The following is a 15,841-nucleotide window of genomic DNA, read 5'->3' on the forward strand; positions in this document are numbered from 1 at the left end:
ACCGTCGCTAATTGCCTTTCATATCCTGAGCCGAAGCCATTGATAAGGAAATGAAAACAACATAATCAGTGCAAGCGTTTGACAGGTCAATCCATATCAGGCCCGATAAAGCACCCTGCGGGCATAAACTCCGCGGTATCGGGCAACACCGCCGATTGCCGGACACCGCGTTGCTATGTCCGGCCTACCACTGCGTGACACCTCTGCCAACACGAATAATGTCAGGTAGCGCTATGCGCAATCTGACCTACGGCTACTGCTGTTACCGCAGAGACGCAGAGTGCGCAAAGGGATATTGTATTCATAATTCAACACTAAAAATCATTTCTCCGCGTCCTCTGCGTCTCTGCGGTGAAACAGTCTTTTCCAGACACAAAAAGCCCGGCCATCACAGGCCGGGCTTTTTTGCAGGTTAACGACGGGTTACTGGAAGTCGGCTACCAGTGCCTCGCGGATGTCGTCGCTGACGGTGATACTGGTCGTCAGGTTCTCATGGTCGATGCCCATATTAATCGCCGCGCCGTTTTTGGCGGCTTCGACCATCGGCGGGGTGAGCTCGAAGCGCATGAAATGCACCGACGAGGTCTTGGTCTCGTCTTCCCGTTCCATGTCTTCATCGGCAATGGCATAGACCTTGTCCTGGCCTTCAACCTGGACCCAGACTTTATCCTCGACACCGATTAGTTTGGCCAGCGCCTTTTTGCGCTCCTCTTCATCCTCATATTCGATCATGAAGGTGGCCTTGAGGTTGCTGCCGTCGGGGATCAGCGGATTATAGGCATCCAGCTCATCCTGAATCCCTTCCTGTTCGAAAATACGCTCAACCCTCAGCATTTCCTGGATCTGATACTGCATGGTCAGCTTGTCCTCGAAATACAGCGTCGCATGATCGGACAAAATCACCTTGCGCGATTTTTTATGTTCCAGCACTTTGGCGCGAAAATTCTTGCGCTCCCTGGCGTACTCTTCCAGCGACATCAGGTCATCACGTGTCAACATAGCCATTATCAAACCTCTCGAATCTGCATGTGTATTCGGTCAACAACAAAGGAACTAAAATCTCACCACCAAGACACAAAGGCACCAGGTAATAAATTATTTATTTTCTTCGTGTCCTGGCGGTTAATGGTTTTCCTCGTCCCTCGTAACTCGTCCCTCGGTCCTGTTGCTTATATGCCGTAAGCAACCCGTAGCAGGGTCATCGGATGTTCGGGATGGGACCCATCGCGCAGGCCGTTTTCGATCTGGTGGCCGGCCATGATGCAGTCACTGGTATAGTGATCCGGCTCGGCCTGTTTGACCTTGTTGAACACCGGGCGACAGATCTTCATCGAAATCTCGTGATATTCCTGCTTGACGGCATAGGTTCCATCATGACCCGAGCAACGTTCGATCACTTCGATCTCGGTATCGGGCACCAGGTTCAGCGCATCACGGGTCTTCATGCCGATGTTCTGCACCCGCTGGTGACAGGCCACGTGATAGGCCACCTTGCCCAGTTTGTTGGGGAACTCGGTCTTCAGCTTGCCTTCCTTGTTGCGCAGCATCAGGTATTCAAACGGATCGTAAAACGCCTGCTGGACCTTTTTGACCTGTTCGTCATCCGGGAACATCAGCGGCAGTTCCTGCTTGAACATCAGGGCGCAGGAGGGGATCGGCGCGATCAGGTCATACCCTTCGTCTACCAGTTTGGCCAGCACCGGGATATTGGCCTCCTTGGCGGCGGCGACCGATTCCAGATCGCCCAGTTCCAGCTTGGGCATACCGCAGCACTGTTCCTTCTCGGCCAGCACCACGGGGATGCCGTTGTGTTCCAGCACGGCGACCAGATCTTCATTCATGCTCGGTTCATTGCGATTACCGTAGCAGGTGGCAAACAGCGCGACCTTGCCAGAGGTGGTCTCGCCGGGTTCGCCCTGCAGATCGCCGCTGCCTTTGAATCGGCTGCGAAACGGCTTGCTTTCAAAACGCGGCAGCGTGGCCTCGGCATGGATGCCGGTGATCGGCTGCATCAGTTTACGCAGCGGCTTGATCTTGTTAACGGTATTCACGGTCTGGGCGACGACCGGAATACCGGCCAGCTTGCCCACCGTGTCAGTGGAAGAGAGCATCTTGTTGCGGAACGAGGTACCCTCTTTTTTGAATTTGATGGCCTTGGCGCGCAACATCAGATGCGGAAAATCCACATTCCATTCGTGCGGCGGCACATAAGGACATTTGGTCATGTAGCACAGATCGCATAAATAGCAGTGCTCCACGACTTTCCAATAATCTTCTTTGGCGACACCATCGACTTCCATGGTCTCGGATTCATCCACCAGATCGAACAACGTCGGGAAGGAATGGCACAGGCTGACACAACGGCGGCAGCCGTGGCAGATATCAAAAACCCTTTCCAGCTCTTCGTTCAGCGCCTGCTCGTCATAGAATGACTCGCTTTGCCAATCCAGCGGATGACGGGTTGGCGCCTCAAGACTGCCTTCGCGAACATTTGAACCGGCCATGTGAACTCCCTGTTGTTTTTGAATTTGGGTGGATCATTAAATTTGAAAAACCGGGATCAGTCGCCTGATCCCGGTTTTGTTCGGGCAACGCCGGATTTATGAATCCAGGTTGTCCAGGGCCTTCTGGAAGCGGTTGGCGTGGGAACGCTCCGCCTTGGCCAGGGTTTCGAACCAGTCGGCGACTTCGTCGAAACCTTCGTCGCGCGCGGTCTTGGCCATCCCCGGGTACATATCGGTGTACTCATGGGTTTCGCCGGCGATCGCGGCTTTCAGGTTCGCATCGGTACCGCCGATCGGCAGGCCGGTAGCCGGGTCGCCGGAGGCTTCCAGGTATTCCAGATGGCCGTGGGCGTGGCCGGTTTCGCCTTCCGCGGTGGAGCGGAATACGGTCGCGACATCGTTATACCCTTCTACGTCGGCCTTGGCCGCGAAGTACAGGTAACGGCGGTTAGCCTGAGATTCGCCGGAAAAAGCGTCTTTCAGGCTCTGTTCGGTCTTGCTGCCTTTCAGTTCTGCCATTGTGGTTTCCTCCATTATCATGGACTTGCTGAAAAAATCGAAAATTTAGACTCTGTCTAAATTGTGCTAGAAAGATAGACCAGCCGCCGGCCCGTGTCAAGACTGAGTCTAAATCCTGCGGCCACGGCGTCGGTTCCTTCTGCATGGGGACACGGGCGGACCATTTAAACCGCCCCCGAGCCTTGCGTCCCCGACCGGGGGTGTTTTCGACGGGGAAATCCCCCTATCATTAGGCCTGCGCCCGGGGCGCCGCCCGTGACAGCATCCTGTGGCTGAATAAATAATCGTTCAGAGCCTTTGAGTATAAGTGCCGTGACCCAAAAAGACAGTAAAAAGAAAACCAGCAAAAAGACGGCGGCCCGAACCGCAGCCCCCGATTTTGAAAAGTCCCTGGCCGAGCTGGAAACCCTGGTGGAACGGATGGAACAGGGCGATCAGAGCCTGGAACAGTCCCTCAAGGACTTCGAGCGCGGCGTGGCGCTGACCCGCCAGTGCCAGCAGGCGCTGAAAACCGCCGAGCAGAAGGTCGAACAGCTCCTGCAACAAAACGGCCAGGAAGAGCTGGTCCCCTTTGACCCCGACGATCAATAAGCCGTGAACGACACAGTGATCGAACAATGGCGCCAGCGCGCCGATGCCGCCCTGCAGCGCTGGCTGCCGAGCGAGGAAACCCTGCCCCGGGATCTGCACCGCGCCATGCGCTATGCCGTTTTCAACGGCGGCAAACGGATTCGCCCGGTTTTGACCTACGCGGCGGGCCATGCCCTGTCGCTCGAGGCCGAACCCCTGGATGCCCCGGCCGCGGCGATGGAGCTGATCCATGCCTATTCGCTGGTACACGACGATCTGCCGGCCATGGACGACGACGATCTGCGTCGCGGTCAGCCCACGGTGCACAAGGCGTTCGACGAGGCCACGGCCATCCTGTGTGGCGATGCCCTGCAATCACTGGCCTTTTTCATCCTGGCCCGGCATCTCGATCCGCAGATTCCCGCGCAACAGCGCCTGCAGATGATCGAGGATCTGGCCCTGGCCAGCGGCTCGCGCGGCATGGCCGGGGGCCAGGCGATCGATCTGGCCGCGGTGGGCCAGGATCTGAACGTGGCTGAGCTGGAGAATATGCACGTCCACAAGACCGGTGCCCTGATCCGCACCAGTGTCAAACTCGGGGCACTGTGCCGCTCCGGGATCGACGAAACCGCACTCGGGCAGCTGGATCACTACGCCAAATGCATCGGGCTGGCCTTTCAGATCCAGGACGACGTGCTGGATGTGGAAGGCGATACCCAGACCCTGGGCAAGACACACGGCGCGGATCTGGCCCGCAACAAACCCACCTACCCAGCCCTGCTCGGCCTGGACGACGCCAAGCGCCTGGCCAATGAGCTGATCGAGGATGCCCTGCACAGCCTGGCCAAATGGGACGAGGCGGCCGAACCGCTGCGCGGGATCGCCCGCTATATCGTGCAGCGCCAGCATTAACGCCGGCAGCACAAACGCGCGACAAGTTGCTATAATCACCCCCTTCATTCGCCACCTGGCCGATAGCCCGATACCGATGTCCGATTCCGCGCCCTATCCGCTGCTCGATCAGATCCATTTGCCGGCCGATCTGCGCGAGTTCGACCAGTCGCAGCTGTTGCCGCTAGCGGAGGAATTGCGTCGCTTTCTGATCGAGTCGGTCAGCCGCACCGGCGGGCATCTGGCCGCCAGCCTGGGCACCATCGAGCTGACCCTCGCCCTGCACTATGTGTACGACACGCCGCAGGACCGGCTGGTCTGGGATGTCGGTCATCAGAGCTACCCGCACAAGATTCTCACCGGCCGGCGCGAGCGGATGCCGAGCCTGCGCCAGAAAGACGGCCTCAGCGGGTTCCCGCGCCGCGAAGAAAGCGAATACGACACCTTCGGCGTCGGCCACTCCAGTACCTCGGTCAGTGCCGCGCTGGGCATGGCGCTGGCCGCCCGCCAGCAACGCAGCGATCGCCGCACGGTGGCGGTCATCGGCGACGGCGCCCTGACCGCGGGCATGGCATTCGAGGCCCTGAACCACGCCGGGGATATGGACGCCAACATGCTGGTTGTCCTCAACGATAACGACATGTCCATCTCGCCCAATGTGGGCGGGCTGTCCAACCATCTGGCGCGGATCCTCTCCGGCCGGCTGTATGCCTCGATGCGCGAGGGCAGCAAGAAAATGCTCAGTGTCATGCCCTCGGTCTGGGAGCTGGCCCGGCGCGCCGAGGAGCACATGAAAGGTATGGTGGTGCCGGGCACCCTGTTCGAGGAGCTGGGCTTCAATTACATCGGCCCGGTGGACGGCCACGACATCAATACCCTGGTCAAGACGCTGCGCAACCTGCGCCAGCTCAAGGGCCCGCAATTTCTGCATATCGTCACCAAAAAGGGCAAAGGCTACGCGCCCGCCGAGGACAACCCCTGCACCTATCACGGCGTGCGGCCGTTCGATATCGACAGCGGCCAACCGCACGGCAGCGGGGGCGGCGGCACACCGACCTATACGGAGGTCTTTGGCCAGTGGCTGTGCGACATGGCGGCGGCGGACGAACGGCTGGTGGGGATCACCCCGGCCATGCGCGAGGGTTCCGGGCTGGTGACCTTTGCCGAACAGTATCCGGATCGCTATTTTGACGTGGGCATTGCCGAGCAGCACGCGGTGACCCTCGCCGGCGGCCTGGCCGCCGACGGCATGAAACCGGTGGTCGCGATCTACTCCACCTTTTTACAACGTGCCTACGATCAGCTGATCCACGATATCGCCCTGCAGAACCTGCCGGTGCTGTTCGCCATCGACCGGGCCGGCATCGTCGGTCCCGACGGCGCCACCCACGCCGGCAGTTTCGATCTGAGTTACCTGCGCGCCATTCCCAACCTGACCATCATGGCCCCGGCGGATGAAAACGAGTGTCGTCAGATGCTGAACACCGGCTTCCAGCTGGAAGGTCCGACCGCCGTGCGCTATCCGCGCGGTACCGGAATGGGCGTGGCCGTGGAACCCACGCTGGAGACGCTGGAAGTGGGTCGCGGCGAGCTGCGCCGCCAGGGCAAACGGGTGGCGATCCTCTCCTTCGGTGCCCTGCTGGGCAACGCCCTGGCCGCGGCCGAACAACTGGATGCCAGCGTGGCCAATATGCGTTTTATCAAGCCCCTGGATACCGAACTGCTGCAACAACTGGTCAGCGATCATGACCTGCTGGTCACCCTGGAAGACAATGCCATCGCTGGCGGCGCCGGCAGCGCGGTGAGCCAGTGGCTGTGCGAACAACCCCACCCGATACCGGTGTTACATCTGGGGCTGCCCGATACGTTCCTGGAGCACGGCAGCCGCGAACAACTCCTTACCGAGGCAGGACTGGATGCAGATGGTATAATCCGGGCCATTACCGCGGTACTGGGCGAACAGCCTCTTGCCAAACACGCGACACTCGCGTAAAGTCCTAGTTATTCACTCAGGTATTACCATGGCGTCACGCTATACCATGACCATTGTCACCGATTTCGCCGCGGCCCATTATCTGCGCGATTATGAAGGTGTTTGTAACCGGCTCCATGGCCATAACTGGAAAGTCGAGGTTCACGTGCAGGCCAGCGCCCTGGACAGGGTCGGCATGGGCATGGACTTCAAGGACATCAAGGACGCGACCCGCGAGTTGCTGGGCGGACTGGATCACTACAATCTGAACGATATTGCCCCGTTCGATCGTATCAACCCGACCGCCGAGAACATCGCCGCGTTTTTCTACAGCAAACTGTCGGAATCGTTAAATTCCGACGTGGTGAAAGTGAACGCCGTGACGATCTGGGAAACCGACCGTGCCTGCGTCACCTACACAGAGGACGAGACTTGAAATGAATGCCGTAACCGATCCCATCGAAGACGTACAAAGCAGCGCCGACACCCGCCGGATTCCGATCAACAAGGTTGGCATCAAGGACATTCGTCATCCCGTGCGTATCCGCGACCGCAACGAGGGCGAACAACACACCGTCGCCTCGTTCAACATGTACGTCAATCTGCCGCATAACTTCAAGGGCACTCACATGTCCCGTTTCGTGAATATTCTCAATAACCACGAACGCGAGATTTCAGTGCAGTCCTTCAAGGAAATGCTGGCCGAGATGGCCGAGAAACTGGAAGCCGATTCCGGTCACATCGAGATGGCCTTCCCCTACTTCATCAACAAGAAGGCGCCCGTCTCCGGCGTGGAAAGCCTGATGGACTATGACGTCAGCTTCATCGGCGAGATTCACGACGGCGAAGTGCAGATGACGCTGAAGGTCATCGTCCCCGTTACCAGCCTCTGCCCCTGCTCAAAAAATATTTCCGACTATGGCGCACATAACCAGCGCTCCCATGTCACCGTTGCCGCGCGCATCGAGGAATTCGTCTGGGTCGAAGAACTCATCGAGCTGGTCGAGTCGGAAGCCTCCTGCGAACTCTATGGCCTGCTCAAGCGCCCGGACGAAAAAATCGTCACCGAACGCGCCTACGACAACCCCAAATTCGTCGAAGACATGGTCCGCGACGTCGCCGCGCGCCTGAACGCCGACAAGCGCATCAACTACTACGTGGTCGAATCCGAAAACTTCGAATCCATCCACAACCACTCCGCCTACGCACTGATCGAAAAAGACAAAAAAGCATAAACAGCCAGCCGATTATTGCCGATTTTCCAGGGATGGGATTGAAACGCAGAGGACGCAAAGACGCGGAGAACGCGAAGGAATAATTTTAAATGTTAAATTCTGAGTTTTGAATTTAAATTCGCAATTAATTCTAAATCCATCATTAAGAATTCAACATTACTTTGCGCCCTCCGCGTCTTTGCGTTCTCCGCGTTAATTCCCAGAGAATCGAAAAAAGTTCACCACTTCTTTTTCAGCACCAGCCGCTCGCCGTCGCGCTGCATGTCCAGCTGGCCGAGGAAGGACATGCCCAGCAGGATGGTCGGGGGTGAACCGCCTTGATGGACGATGCCGGTAACGTTGTTCAGCTGGATATCGCCCACCTTGACCCGATCCAGCGTGACCTTGTAGGCGCGCACGATACCGTTGGCGGTGGAGACACGAACCGGATCGCCGATCACCCGAAAGTCGAGACCCAGGCGCCGGGCCTGGGCCTCGTTCATGGAAATGGCACTCGCCCCGGTGTCCACAATAAAACTGACCGACTGGCGGTTGATACTGCCACTGCCAAAATACATGCCGTTCCGGCGATAGATCACCGCCTCGGCCATTTCGGGGCGGGAATAAACGGTGCTGATCTGGCTGCCGAGGGGGTAGGTTTCCCGTTGGCCATCGATCTCCAGCACGGCCTGCTCGCTGTCGGCCCGGATCAGGATAATCCCCTGTGGCGTCGACTCGCCCGGTCGCAGCGTGTATCGGCTGCCGTCCACCTGTAAAATCGCCATATCCCGAAACAGGCCCTGGATTTGTATATCCACCGCATGGGCCAGCATGCTCTCCGCCAACAGCAGTAACATCAGCCAACCCCGACACGGCAGATAGCGCATGGCTAGAGCCGCTCCAGCCGGTAGCGGTCGCCCTCTGGGCGGGCCAGATCGACAGTAACCCGGTCGGACGACCAGCCGTGCACCTTGTCATGGGCTTCCACCACCACCTGTGTCATCGCCAGCGAAATGGCGATCCCCGACAGGCTGCGGGTAAACGGCTGCTCGTTCACGTGCGGATGATGCAATGTCCGATGCCCCAGCACTTCGCCATCGGGCGTCACCACGCGCCAGCCGTCGGCGTAATGTTCCCAGCCGGTATCGGCATGTCTGAGCGTCACGTCGGCGCGCCAGCTTTGCGACCCCTGTTCGCGCAGCTCGACCTGGAGAATTTCCACCTCCCCGGCCCGCACCAGTGTGCCCAGCAACAACAGGCTGATTGTTATTATTCCCTTCATAAAGCCCCTCCTGTCAGATAGATGATCAATTGCAACACGATCGAGGCATACACCGCCGCCAGCAGATCATCCAGCATGATACCGATCCCGCCCGACACCCGTCGATCCAGAAAACCGATGGGCCAGGGCTTCCAGACATCGAACAGCCGAAACAGTACAAAGCCGGCCACAATCCAGACCCAGTCAAACGGCACCGCGACCATGGTCAACAAATAGCCGACGATTTCATCCCAGACAATGGCGGGATGATCGTGGACCCCCAGCCGTCGCGCCGTGGCCTGGCAAAGATGAATGCCTATATATAATAGGAATAGCGACAGCAGCAAATAGGCTATCGGACTCAGCTCGATCAGCAACAGATAAACCGGAATCGCCACCAGGGTACCGGCCGTCCCCGGTGCCCTGGGGGTCAGACCACTGCCAAACCCCAGGCTCAACAGGTGAACCGGGTTCATTAACAATCGGGGATCAACGGGGGTTCGCATCAATTTGACTCGTTAAAATGGCGATAGCCGTGACCGGAGATATTTCGTATCTGGCCATCCGGATCATGGCAGTGTATGTCGTTTTCGGCCTCGACCAGACCAATACAGCTGAGCGGGCAATCCAGTTGTGTTGCCAGCGACTGGATTGCGCCATGACGACTGGCCGCTGCGGTGAAACAAAGTTCATAATCATCGCCCCCGGTCAGCGGCAGATCGCCAAGCCCCGAGTCGGCAGACATTAACTCACGGGCCGCGGATGACAACGGCAAATCGGCACAGTGCAGGCTGGCACCGCAGTCGGCCGCCGCGCACAGATGCCCAAGATCGGCCAGCAGGCCATCGGAAATATCGATACAGCTACTGGCAACGTCGCGCAGCGCGATGCCCAATGCCAGCCGGGGTTCAGGCCGGTTGAGCCGACGGCATAATGTCGCCTTCACTGAATCATCCGCTTGCAGCTGACCCTGCGCAATCCGCAAACCCAGCGCGGCATCACCGAGTGTGCCGGAAACCCAGATTTCATCGCCCGGGGTTGCCCCTTTGCGCGTCAGGGCCTGGCCGGGCGGCAGATACCCGGCGACCTGTACTGTCACCGTCAATGGACCGCGCGTGGTATCCCCTCCCACCAGCTGAATGCCGTATTCGCCGGCCAGATCGGCCAGTCCCCGGCTGAACGCCGCCAGCCAGTCGTCATCGTTGTGCTCGAGTGTCAGTGCCAGCGTCAGCCAGGCCGGCTGGGCCCCCATCGCCGCCAGGTCACTGAGATTCACCGCCAGCGCCTTCCAGCCAATGTCATACGGATCCGTTTCAAGTGGAAAATGCACCCCCGCCACCAGCGTATCGATCGCCACCACCAGCTGCTGACCGGCGGGCGGATCGATCAACGCCGCATCATCGCCAATCCCCAACACCACATCCTCACGCCCGGGCGTAGCCTGGGCAAAATAACGGGCGATGATGTCAAATTCAGAAAGCGGCATAGTTAAGTCCCGAGGCAGGAATAGATTTATCCTCTACTTTATTTGCGATTGAAAACGCAAAGTCCGCAAAGGCGCAGAGAACGCCAAGAAAGCATTTATAATCAAAATACTTTCGTGAATTCAATTTGTAAGTGCAACTCAACCGGTTTGGTGAGAGGGCAAGCTGCGGTAGCCTATGCAGCTTCTCTCACCGACCAAAGTTTGAGGAGCACACATGAAGCAATACGCGCAGCTTACCCAGGAACAACGATACCAAATTCAGGCCTATATGAAAGCCGGTTTTAATCAAACTCAGACCGCGAATTTCATCGGCGTCGATAAATCGACCGTCAGCCGTGAAGTACGTCGCAACCGCGGGCGCCGGGGCTACCGTGCCCAACAGGCCCACCGTTTCTGCCTTGAGCGCCGTGCGGACAAAGCTCAGTCTCGTATCGAATCCGCTACCTGGCATCACGTCCGTCGACTCCTGCGCGAGGACTGGAGCCCTGAACAGATCGGTCTCTGGCTGGCCAAGGAAGCCGGTCTGTCAGTCAGTCATGAGTCCATTTACCTGTATGTCCTCGCCGATAAACAGGCTGGCGGCTCACTCTATCGGCACCTGCGTTGCCAGAAGCAACGTAAAAAGCGCTATGGCACCTATTCACGCCGGGGCCAGATCCCGAATCAAATCTCTATCGACCAACGTCCGGCGGTGGTCGACTCACGTCATCGTTACGGCGACTGGGAGCTGGATACGGTCATCGGTAAAAACCACCGCCAGGCCCTGGTGACACTGGTTGAACGCAAATCCAAACTGACACTCATTGCCAAGGTCGCCCGGAAAACGGCTGAAGCTGTCAGCGAGGCCATCATCCGATTGCTCAAGCCACTGGCGCCCTGGGTGCATACCCTCACCGCCGACAACGGCCGTGAATTTGCTCAGCATCAAAAAATTGCCAGAGCACTCAATGCCAAGTTTTACTTTGCGCATCCCTTTGCTTCCTGGGAGCGCGGCCTGAATGAAAACACCAATGGACTCATTCGCCAGTATTTCCCCAAGAAGCATGATTTTACGACCATCACTCAACGACAAATTCAACGCGTGATGGAGAAACTCAACAACCGTCCCCGAAAATGTCTTGGTATCAAAACACCGAATCAGGTATTTTTCGGGATACACCCTGATGTTGCACTAGCAACTTGAAACCGCGTTTATTATTCTGTTTTGGTTTTAAAAAAATCAAGTCAGGTTACTTTTGAGACTAAATTTATAGTGAAAAATAATTTTAACTTTGCGTCCTTTGCGTCTTCGCGTCCTTTGCGTTATTTCCCAAAAACGGGAAAAGAGGCAACCAATACCTGTCAGGACTTTTTGTGAGCCTGCATTTCGATGCCGCGCAGTTCGGCGGCGAGTTTGTCCATGACGCCGTTGATGAATTTGTGGCTGGCTTCGGCGCCAAAGGTTTTAGCCAGTTCGACAGCTTCGTTGATAATCACGCGGTAGGGGATTTCCGGTTGGAACTTGAGCTCAAAGGCGCCGAGGCGCAGCACGGCCTTTTCGACCGGGTCGATCTCGTCGTAGGGGCGTGTAAGATAGGCCGTAATGGATTGATCGAGCTGTTCGCTATGCTCGGCAACGCCGTTGCTCAACTCACGAAAATAGGCTTCGTCCACATTACGCATTTGTTCGCCAACGGCATATTCGCCAATGATCTTGTCGATCGTGTTCCCGGACATCTGCCATTCATACAGGCTTTGCATGGCAAGACGGCGGGCGCGGCTACGGGGATTGGGTTTCATCGGGGCTACAGATTCTTCAGCAGGTTGACCATCTCGATGGCCGACATGGCCGCCTCGGCGCCCTTGTTGCCGGCCTTGGTGCCGGCCCGTTCGATGGCCTGCTCGATGGTATCCACGGTCAGCACCCCGAAGGCCACCGGCACATCCTGTTGCAGCATCACCGAGGACATGCCCTTGACGCATTCGCCTGCGACATAATCGAAATGGGGCGTGCCGCCGCGAATCACCGCACCCAGGGCGATGATGGCATCGTAGTTTTTGCCCTGCGCCATGCGCTGTACCACCAGCGGCAATTCATAGGCTCCCGGCACGCGCACGATCTCGATATCGCTTTCACTGCCGCCGTGGCGGGTGAGGGTATCGACCGCGCCCTGCAGCAAACTTTCCACGACAAAGCTGTTAAAACGCGCCACGGCCAGCCCGAAATGCGCACCTTTGACGACCAGATCGCCTTCCACGGTTTTCATTGTCATTGTGCTTTCCTGTTATTCCCCGTAAACGTATTCCACCACTTCCAGGCCAAAGCCGGAAAGGGCATGCATTTTTTTCGGCGCGCTCAGCACGCGCATTTTCTTCACGCCGAGATCCGTCAGAATCTGCGCGCCGATCCCGAAGGTACGCAGATCCTCGCCCGATTCGTAGTGTGGCAGATCGTGGCCCTGATCCTGCTCATTATACTGTTTTATGTGCGACACCAGGGTCTCCGACTCCTCGGCCAGGCGCAGGATGATCACCACGCCCTCGCCTTCATCGGCTATGCGCCGCATGGCATCGCCCAGTGGCCAGCCACAATCGTCGCGCTGGCTACCGAATATATCACACAGGGTATCTTCCACGTGCACCCGCACCAGTACCGGTTTTTTGGGATCGAGATCGCCCTTGACCAGGGCCAGATGAACCTGGTGATCGATGCTGTTGCGATAGGCATACAGATCGAAGTCACCATGGCGGGTGGGCATGTTACAGGTGGCGGCGCGCACGACGGTTTTTTCATTACGCATGCGATATTCGATCAGATCGGCGATGGTGCCGATTTTCAGATCGTGCTCGGCGGCAAACTTTTCCAGATCCGGTCGCCGGGCCATGCTGCCGTCTTCATTGAGAATCTCGACAATCACCGAGGCCGACTCCAGTCCGGCCATGCGCGCCAGATCGCAACCCGCCTCGGTATGCCCCGCCCGGGTCAGTACCCCGCCCGGCTGGGCCATCAGGGGAAACACGTGACCCGGCTGCACCAGATCCGACGGTTTGGCATCGGGGGCCACGGCGGTCCGGATCGTCACGGAACGGTCCGCGGCGGAAATGCCGGTCGTCACCCCTTCCGCGGCTTCAATCGATACGGTGAACGCTGTCGCATGGGCTTCGCGGTTCTCCGTGACCATCGGCGGCAGGCGCAGGCGCTCGCAGCGCTCCTTGCTCAGGGTCAGGCAAATGAGGCCACGACCGTATTTGGCCATGAAATTGATCGCCTCGGGCGTGATCTTTTCCGCGGCAATAATCAGATCGCCCTCATTCTCGCGATCCTCGTCATCCATCAGGATCACCATTTTGCCCTGGCGGATGTCCTCGATAATCTCTTGTGTACTGTTCAGTGCCATAAGTCCTACTTGATAAAACCGTGTTCGGCGAGCAACGCCTCGGTCACGCCCTGACCCGATTGTGCCGCTTTGTCCCCCAACAGTAAACGTTCCAGATAACGGGCGATCACATCCACTTCGAGATTAACCCGCTGACCTGTTCCAAAATCACCCATGGTGGTTTCCACCAGCGTGTGCGGTACGATATTCAGATCAAACACCGCGCCCTCCACCGCATTGACCGTCAGGCTGATGCCATCGACACAGATCGACCCTTTGGTCGCGATGTAACGGGCCAGCTCATCCGGCGCCCGGATACGGAATTTCACCGAACGCCCGGCATCGGATCGTTCGATCACCTCACCGAGGCCGTCCACATGACCGCTGACCAGATGGCCACCCAGATGGGTGGTGGGCGTCAGTGCTTTTTCCAGGTTCACGTTGCTGCCGCTCTGAACATCGGCAAAGGTCGTGCGCGATAACGTCTCCCCCGAGACATCCGCCCAGAACCCGTCCCCCGGTAATTCCACCGCCGTCAGGCAGACCCCGTTGACCGCGATGCTGTCACCGATGGCGACATCTTCCAGCGGCAATTTGCCGGTCTGGATGCGCATTCGCGCATCAGAACCTTTCGATTCGATCGCGGCAATCGTGCCCACCGACTGTATGATTCCCGTAAACATGGCCTGTGCCTTTCCCCGGTTTTGCGCTCCCAGACAGTATATCTGCGAGTCCAGTTCTATAAATCTCACCACCAGGACGCGAAGACACAAAGAAACAAATTAAATCAATAAACTTCGTGTCTTCGTGGTTAGTCTCGTCGTTAACTACACCTTCCCGGTTTTGCGCTCCCAGACAGTATATCTGCGAGTCCAGATCAGTAAATCTCACCACCAAGACACAAAGACACGAAGAAGGAAAATTAAATCAATAAACTTTGTGTCTTGGCGTCTTGGTGGTTAGCTTTTTCTCACTTCCGCCGTGATTCGCCAGTCTTCTCCAATGGCACGAATATCCTTTATCTGCAACTGCATCCGATCGGCCATGTTCTCCAGCCCCGGCAGGTGAAATAGGCTGCGGGCCGCGTCACCGAGCAGGGTCGGGGCCATGTAGAGGATTAACTCATCGACCAGCCCGGCCTGTAACAGCGCACCGGCCAGGGTGGCGCCGGTTTCCACGTGCAGTTCGTTGATTTCCATCTCGCCGAGTTGATCCAGGACCGCGGCCAGATCGACATTGTTGTGTGCATCCTGCGGGACGGCGATCACCCTGGCGCCCGCATTTTGCAGTTCCTCTCGCATGGCCTCATCCTCGCTGCAGGTCATAATCACGCTCTGCCCGGGCTGTTGTAAAATTTTCGCATTGGCCGGCGTGCTCAGGTTGGTATCGATAATCACTCGCAGGGGCTGACGTTCGGTTTGTTCCAGGCGCACGGTCATGGACGGATCGTCGGCCAGCACGGTACCGACGCCGGTGAGGATCGCCGAACTGCGCGCCCGCCAGTGTTGCACATCCTGCCGCGCCGCCGCGCCGGTGATCCACTGGCTCTCGCCCGAAGCCATGGCCGTGCGCCCGTCCAGGCTCATGGCCAGTTTCAGTCGCACGAAGGGACGACCGCGTTGCATGCGCCGAATAAAACCGGGATTGAGTTGCCGTGCCGGCGCTTCCATCAGGCCGCTTTGCACGGAAATCCCGGCGGCTTGCAACTGGCTGATGCCACCGCCATCAACCTGCGAATGGGGATCGCGCATTGCCACCACCACCCGGCTGACACCGGCCTGGATCAGCGCGTCGCTGCACGGGGGGGTGCGCCCCTGATGGCAACAGGGCTCCAGCGTGACGTAGGCCGTACTGCCGCGCGCGGCATCGCCGGCGGCCTTCAGGGCATGGACTTCGGCATGGGGTTCGCCGGCCCGTTCGTGCCAGCCTTCACCGACGACGGCGTTATCCCGTACCAGCACGCAACCAACGCGGGGATTGGGATCGGTGGTATACAGGCCGCGTTCGGCCAGTTGCAGGGCACGGGCCATGTAACGGTGATCATCGGCGCTGAAGCTCATCAGGGAAG

The 15,841-nt window shown here is 58.1% G+C and carries 18 protein-coding genes; 6 read left to right on the top strand and 12 right to left on the bottom strand.

Going from position 1 to position 15,841, the window contains the following annotated elements:
* Nucleotides 1-423: 423 nt before the first annotated feature.
* From U5K34_RS02350 to U5K34_RS02360, 3 genes are all read right to left on the bottom strand, one after another.
* Nucleotides 424-1,005 carry a DUF3501 family protein gene (locus U5K34_RS02350; RefSeq protein ID WP_322566910.1) on the bottom strand — a complete coding sequence of 194 codons (582 nt, stop codon included), beginning with the start codon at nt 1,003-1,005 and terminating at the stop codon, nt 424-426.
* A gap of 164 nt (nt 1,006-1,169) precedes the next feature.
* Nucleotides 1,170-2,504: a heterodisulfide reductase-related iron-sulfur binding cluster gene (locus tag U5K34_RS02355; RefSeq protein WP_322566911.1), complete on the bottom strand. Its 1,335-nt coding sequence runs from the start codon at nt 2,502-2,504 to the stop codon at nt 1,170-1,172.
* Nucleotides 2,505-2,600: 96 nt separating this feature from the next.
* Nucleotides 2,601-3,023: a rubrerythrin family protein gene (locus U5K34_RS02360; RefSeq protein ID WP_322566912.1), complete on the bottom strand. Its 423-nt coding sequence runs from the start codon at nt 3,021-3,023 to the stop codon at nt 2,601-2,603.
* 312 nt (nt 3,024-3,335) lie between these two features.
* Here U5K34_RS02360 and U5K34_RS02365 point away from each other — a divergent pair, with 312 nt between their 5' ends.
* From U5K34_RS02365 to folE2, 5 genes are all read left to right on the top strand, one after another.
* A complete protein-coding gene (locus tag U5K34_RS02365; protein ID WP_322566913.1) occupies nt 3,336-3,614 on the top strand; it encodes an exodeoxyribonuclease VII small subunit in 279 nt (92 codons plus the stop codon).
* Nucleotides 3,615-3,617: 3 nt separating this feature from the next.
* Nucleotides 3,618-4,505: a (2E,6E)-farnesyl diphosphate synthase gene (gene ispA / locus U5K34_RS02370; RefSeq protein ID WP_322566914.1), complete on the top strand. Its 888-nt coding sequence runs from the start codon at nt 3,618-3,620 to the stop codon at nt 4,503-4,505.
* A gap of 76 nt (nt 4,506-4,581) precedes the next feature.
* Entirely contained in the window at nt 4,582-6,477 is a 1,896-nt protein-coding gene (gene dxs / locus U5K34_RS02375) for a 1-deoxy-D-xylulose-5-phosphate synthase (RefSeq protein ID WP_322566915.1), read from the top strand.
* 28 nt (nt 6,478-6,505) lie between these two features.
* Nucleotides 6,506-6,892: a 6-carboxytetrahydropterin synthase QueD gene (queD, locus tag U5K34_RS02380; RefSeq protein ID WP_322566916.1), complete on the top strand. Its 387-nt coding sequence runs from the start codon at nt 6,506-6,508 to the stop codon at nt 6,890-6,892.
* Nucleotide 6,893: 1 nt separating this feature from the next.
* A complete protein-coding gene (gene folE2, locus U5K34_RS02385) occupies nt 6,894-7,691 on the top strand; it encodes a GTP cyclohydrolase FolE2 (RefSeq protein WP_322566917.1) in 798 nt (265 codons plus the stop codon).
* Between the two features lie 218 nt (nt 7,692-7,909).
* Here folE2 and U5K34_RS02390 read toward each other — a convergent pair whose 3' ends face one another.
* From U5K34_RS02390 to thiL, 4 genes are read right to left on the bottom strand one after another with little or no spacing between them, the layout of a single operon-like run.
* Nucleotides 7,910-8,557: a retropepsin-like aspartic protease family protein gene (locus tag U5K34_RS02390; RefSeq protein WP_322566918.1), complete on the bottom strand. Its 648-nt coding sequence runs from the start codon at nt 8,555-8,557 to the stop codon at nt 7,910-7,912.
* A gap of 2 nt (nt 8,558-8,559) precedes the next feature.
* Nucleotides 8,560-8,952, bottom strand: coding sequence for a hypothetical protein (locus tag U5K34_RS02395; protein ID WP_322566919.1), 393 nt, complete (start codon nt 8,950-8,952; stop codon nt 8,560-8,562).
* Nucleotides 8,949-9,437 carry a phosphatidylglycerophosphatase A gene (locus U5K34_RS02400; RefSeq protein ID WP_322566920.1) on the bottom strand — a complete coding sequence of 163 codons (489 nt, stop codon included), beginning with the start codon at nt 9,435-9,437 and terminating at the stop codon, nt 8,949-8,951. Before U5K34_RS02400 ends, U5K34_RS02395 begins: the two co-directional genes overlap by 4 nt.
* On the bottom strand, nt 9,437-10,417 hold the full coding sequence (gene thiL / locus U5K34_RS02405; protein ID WP_322566921.1) for a thiamine-phosphate kinase: 981 nt from the start codon (nt 10,415-10,417) through the stop codon (nt 9,437-9,439). The genes U5K34_RS02400 and thiL overlap by 1 nt, the downstream gene beginning before the upstream one ends.
* A gap of 214 nt (nt 10,418-10,631) precedes the next feature.
* On the opposite strand from thiL, the gene U5K34_RS02410 reads away from it, so the two are divergent.
* Nucleotides 10,632-11,600, top strand: a complete 969-nt coding sequence (locus U5K34_RS02410; protein WP_322566922.1) for an IS30 family transposase — start codon at nt 10,632-10,634, stop codon at nt 11,598-11,600.
* Nucleotides 11,601-11,758: 158 nt separating this feature from the next.
* Here U5K34_RS02410 and nusB read toward each other — a convergent pair whose 3' ends face one another.
* From nusB to ribD, 5 genes are all read right to left on the bottom strand, one after another.
* Complete coding sequence (nusB, locus tag U5K34_RS02415; protein WP_322566923.1) at nt 11,759-12,196, bottom strand: transcription antitermination factor NusB; 438 nt, start codon at nt 12,194-12,196, stop codon at nt 11,759-11,761.
* A gap of 5 nt (nt 12,197-12,201) precedes the next feature.
* Nucleotides 12,202-12,669 carry a 6,7-dimethyl-8-ribityllumazine synthase gene (gene ribE / locus U5K34_RS02420; protein WP_322566924.1) on the bottom strand — a complete coding sequence of 156 codons (468 nt, stop codon included), beginning with the start codon at nt 12,667-12,669 and terminating at the stop codon, nt 12,202-12,204.
* Nucleotides 12,670-12,681: 12 nt separating this feature from the next.
* Nucleotides 12,682-13,794 carry a bifunctional 3,4-dihydroxy-2-butanone-4-phosphate synthase/GTP cyclohydrolase II gene (ribBA, locus tag U5K34_RS02425; RefSeq protein ID WP_322566925.1) on the bottom strand — a complete coding sequence of 371 codons (1,113 nt, stop codon included), beginning with the start codon at nt 13,792-13,794 and terminating at the stop codon, nt 12,682-12,684.
* 5 nt (nt 13,795-13,799) lie between these two features.
* Nucleotides 13,800-14,456 (bottom strand): riboflavin synthase, encoded by a 657-nt coding sequence (locus tag U5K34_RS02430; protein WP_322566926.1) that lies wholly within the window; start codon nt 14,454-14,456, stop codon nt 13,800-13,802.
* A gap of 276 nt (nt 14,457-14,732) precedes the next feature.
* Entirely contained in the window at nt 14,733-15,833 is a 1,101-nt protein-coding gene (gene ribD, locus U5K34_RS02435) for a bifunctional diaminohydroxyphosphoribosylaminopyrimidine deaminase/5-amino-6-(5-phosphoribosylamino)uracil reductase RibD (RefSeq protein ID WP_322566927.1), read from the bottom strand.
* Nucleotides 15,834-15,841 lie beyond the last annotated feature (8 nt).

The sequence above is a fragment of the Thiohalophilus sp. genome, assembly GCF_034521165.1.
Classification (GTDB): domain Bacteria; phylum Pseudomonadota; class Gammaproteobacteria; order UBA6429; family Thiohalophilaceae; genus Thiohalophilus.

Excerpts from the sequence above, each read along its gene's own strand:
- U5K34_RS02350 (WP_322566910.1), bottom strand. The coding sequence starts at position 1,005 with ATGGCTATGTTGACACGTGATGACCTGATGTCGCTGGAAGAGTACGCC.
- U5K34_RS02355 (WP_322566911.1), bottom strand. The coding sequence starts at position 2,504 with ATGGCCGGTTCAAATGTTCGCGAAGGCAGTCTTGAGGCGCCAACCCGT.
- U5K34_RS02360 (WP_322566912.1), bottom strand. The coding sequence starts at position 3,023 with ATGGCAGAACTGAAAGGCAGCAAGACCGAACAGAGCCTGAAAGACGCT.
- dxs (WP_322566915.1), top strand. The coding sequence starts at position 4,582 with ATGTCCGATTCCGCGCCCTATCCGCTGCTCGATCAGATCCATTTGCCG.
- queD (WP_322566916.1), top strand. The coding sequence starts at position 6,506 with ATGGCGTCACGCTATACCATGACCATTGTCACCGATTTCGCCGCGGCC.
- folE2 (WP_322566917.1), top strand. The coding sequence starts at position 6,894 with ATGAATGCCGTAACCGATCCCATCGAAGACGTACAAAGCAGCGCCGAC.
- U5K34_RS02390 (WP_322566918.1), bottom strand. The coding sequence starts at position 8,557 with ATGCGCTATCTGCCGTGTCGGGGTTGGCTGATGTTACTGCTGTTGGCG.
- U5K34_RS02395 (WP_322566919.1), bottom strand. The coding sequence starts at position 8,952 with ATGAAGGGAATAATAACAATCAGCCTGTTGTTGCTGGGCACACTGGTG.
- U5K34_RS02400 (WP_322566920.1), bottom strand. The coding sequence starts at position 9,437 with ATGCGAACCCCCGTTGATCCCCGATTGTTAATGAACCCGGTTCACCTG.
- thiL (WP_322566921.1), bottom strand. The coding sequence starts at position 10,417 with ATGCCGCTTTCTGAATTTGACATCATCGCCCGTTATTTTGCCCAGGCT.
- U5K34_RS02410 (WP_322566922.1), top strand. The coding sequence starts at position 10,632 with ATGAAGCAATACGCGCAGCTTACCCAGGAACAACGATACCAAATTCAG.
- nusB (WP_322566923.1), bottom strand. The coding sequence starts at position 12,196 with ATGAAACCCAATCCCCGTAGCCGCGCCCGCCGTCTTGCCATGCAAAGC.
- ribE (WP_322566924.1), bottom strand. The coding sequence starts at position 12,669 with ATGACAATGAAAACCGTGGAAGGCGATCTGGTCGTCAAAGGTGCGCAT.
- ribBA (WP_322566925.1), bottom strand. The coding sequence starts at position 13,794 with ATGGCACTGAACAGTACACAAGAGATTATCGAGGACATCCGCCAGGGC.
- U5K34_RS02430 (WP_322566926.1), bottom strand. The coding sequence starts at position 14,456 with ATGTTTACGGGAATCATACAGTCGGTGGGCACGATTGCCGCGATCGAA.
- ribD (WP_322566927.1), bottom strand. The coding sequence starts at position 15,833 with ATGAGCTTCAGCGCCGATGATCACCGTTACATGGCCCGTGCCCTGCAA.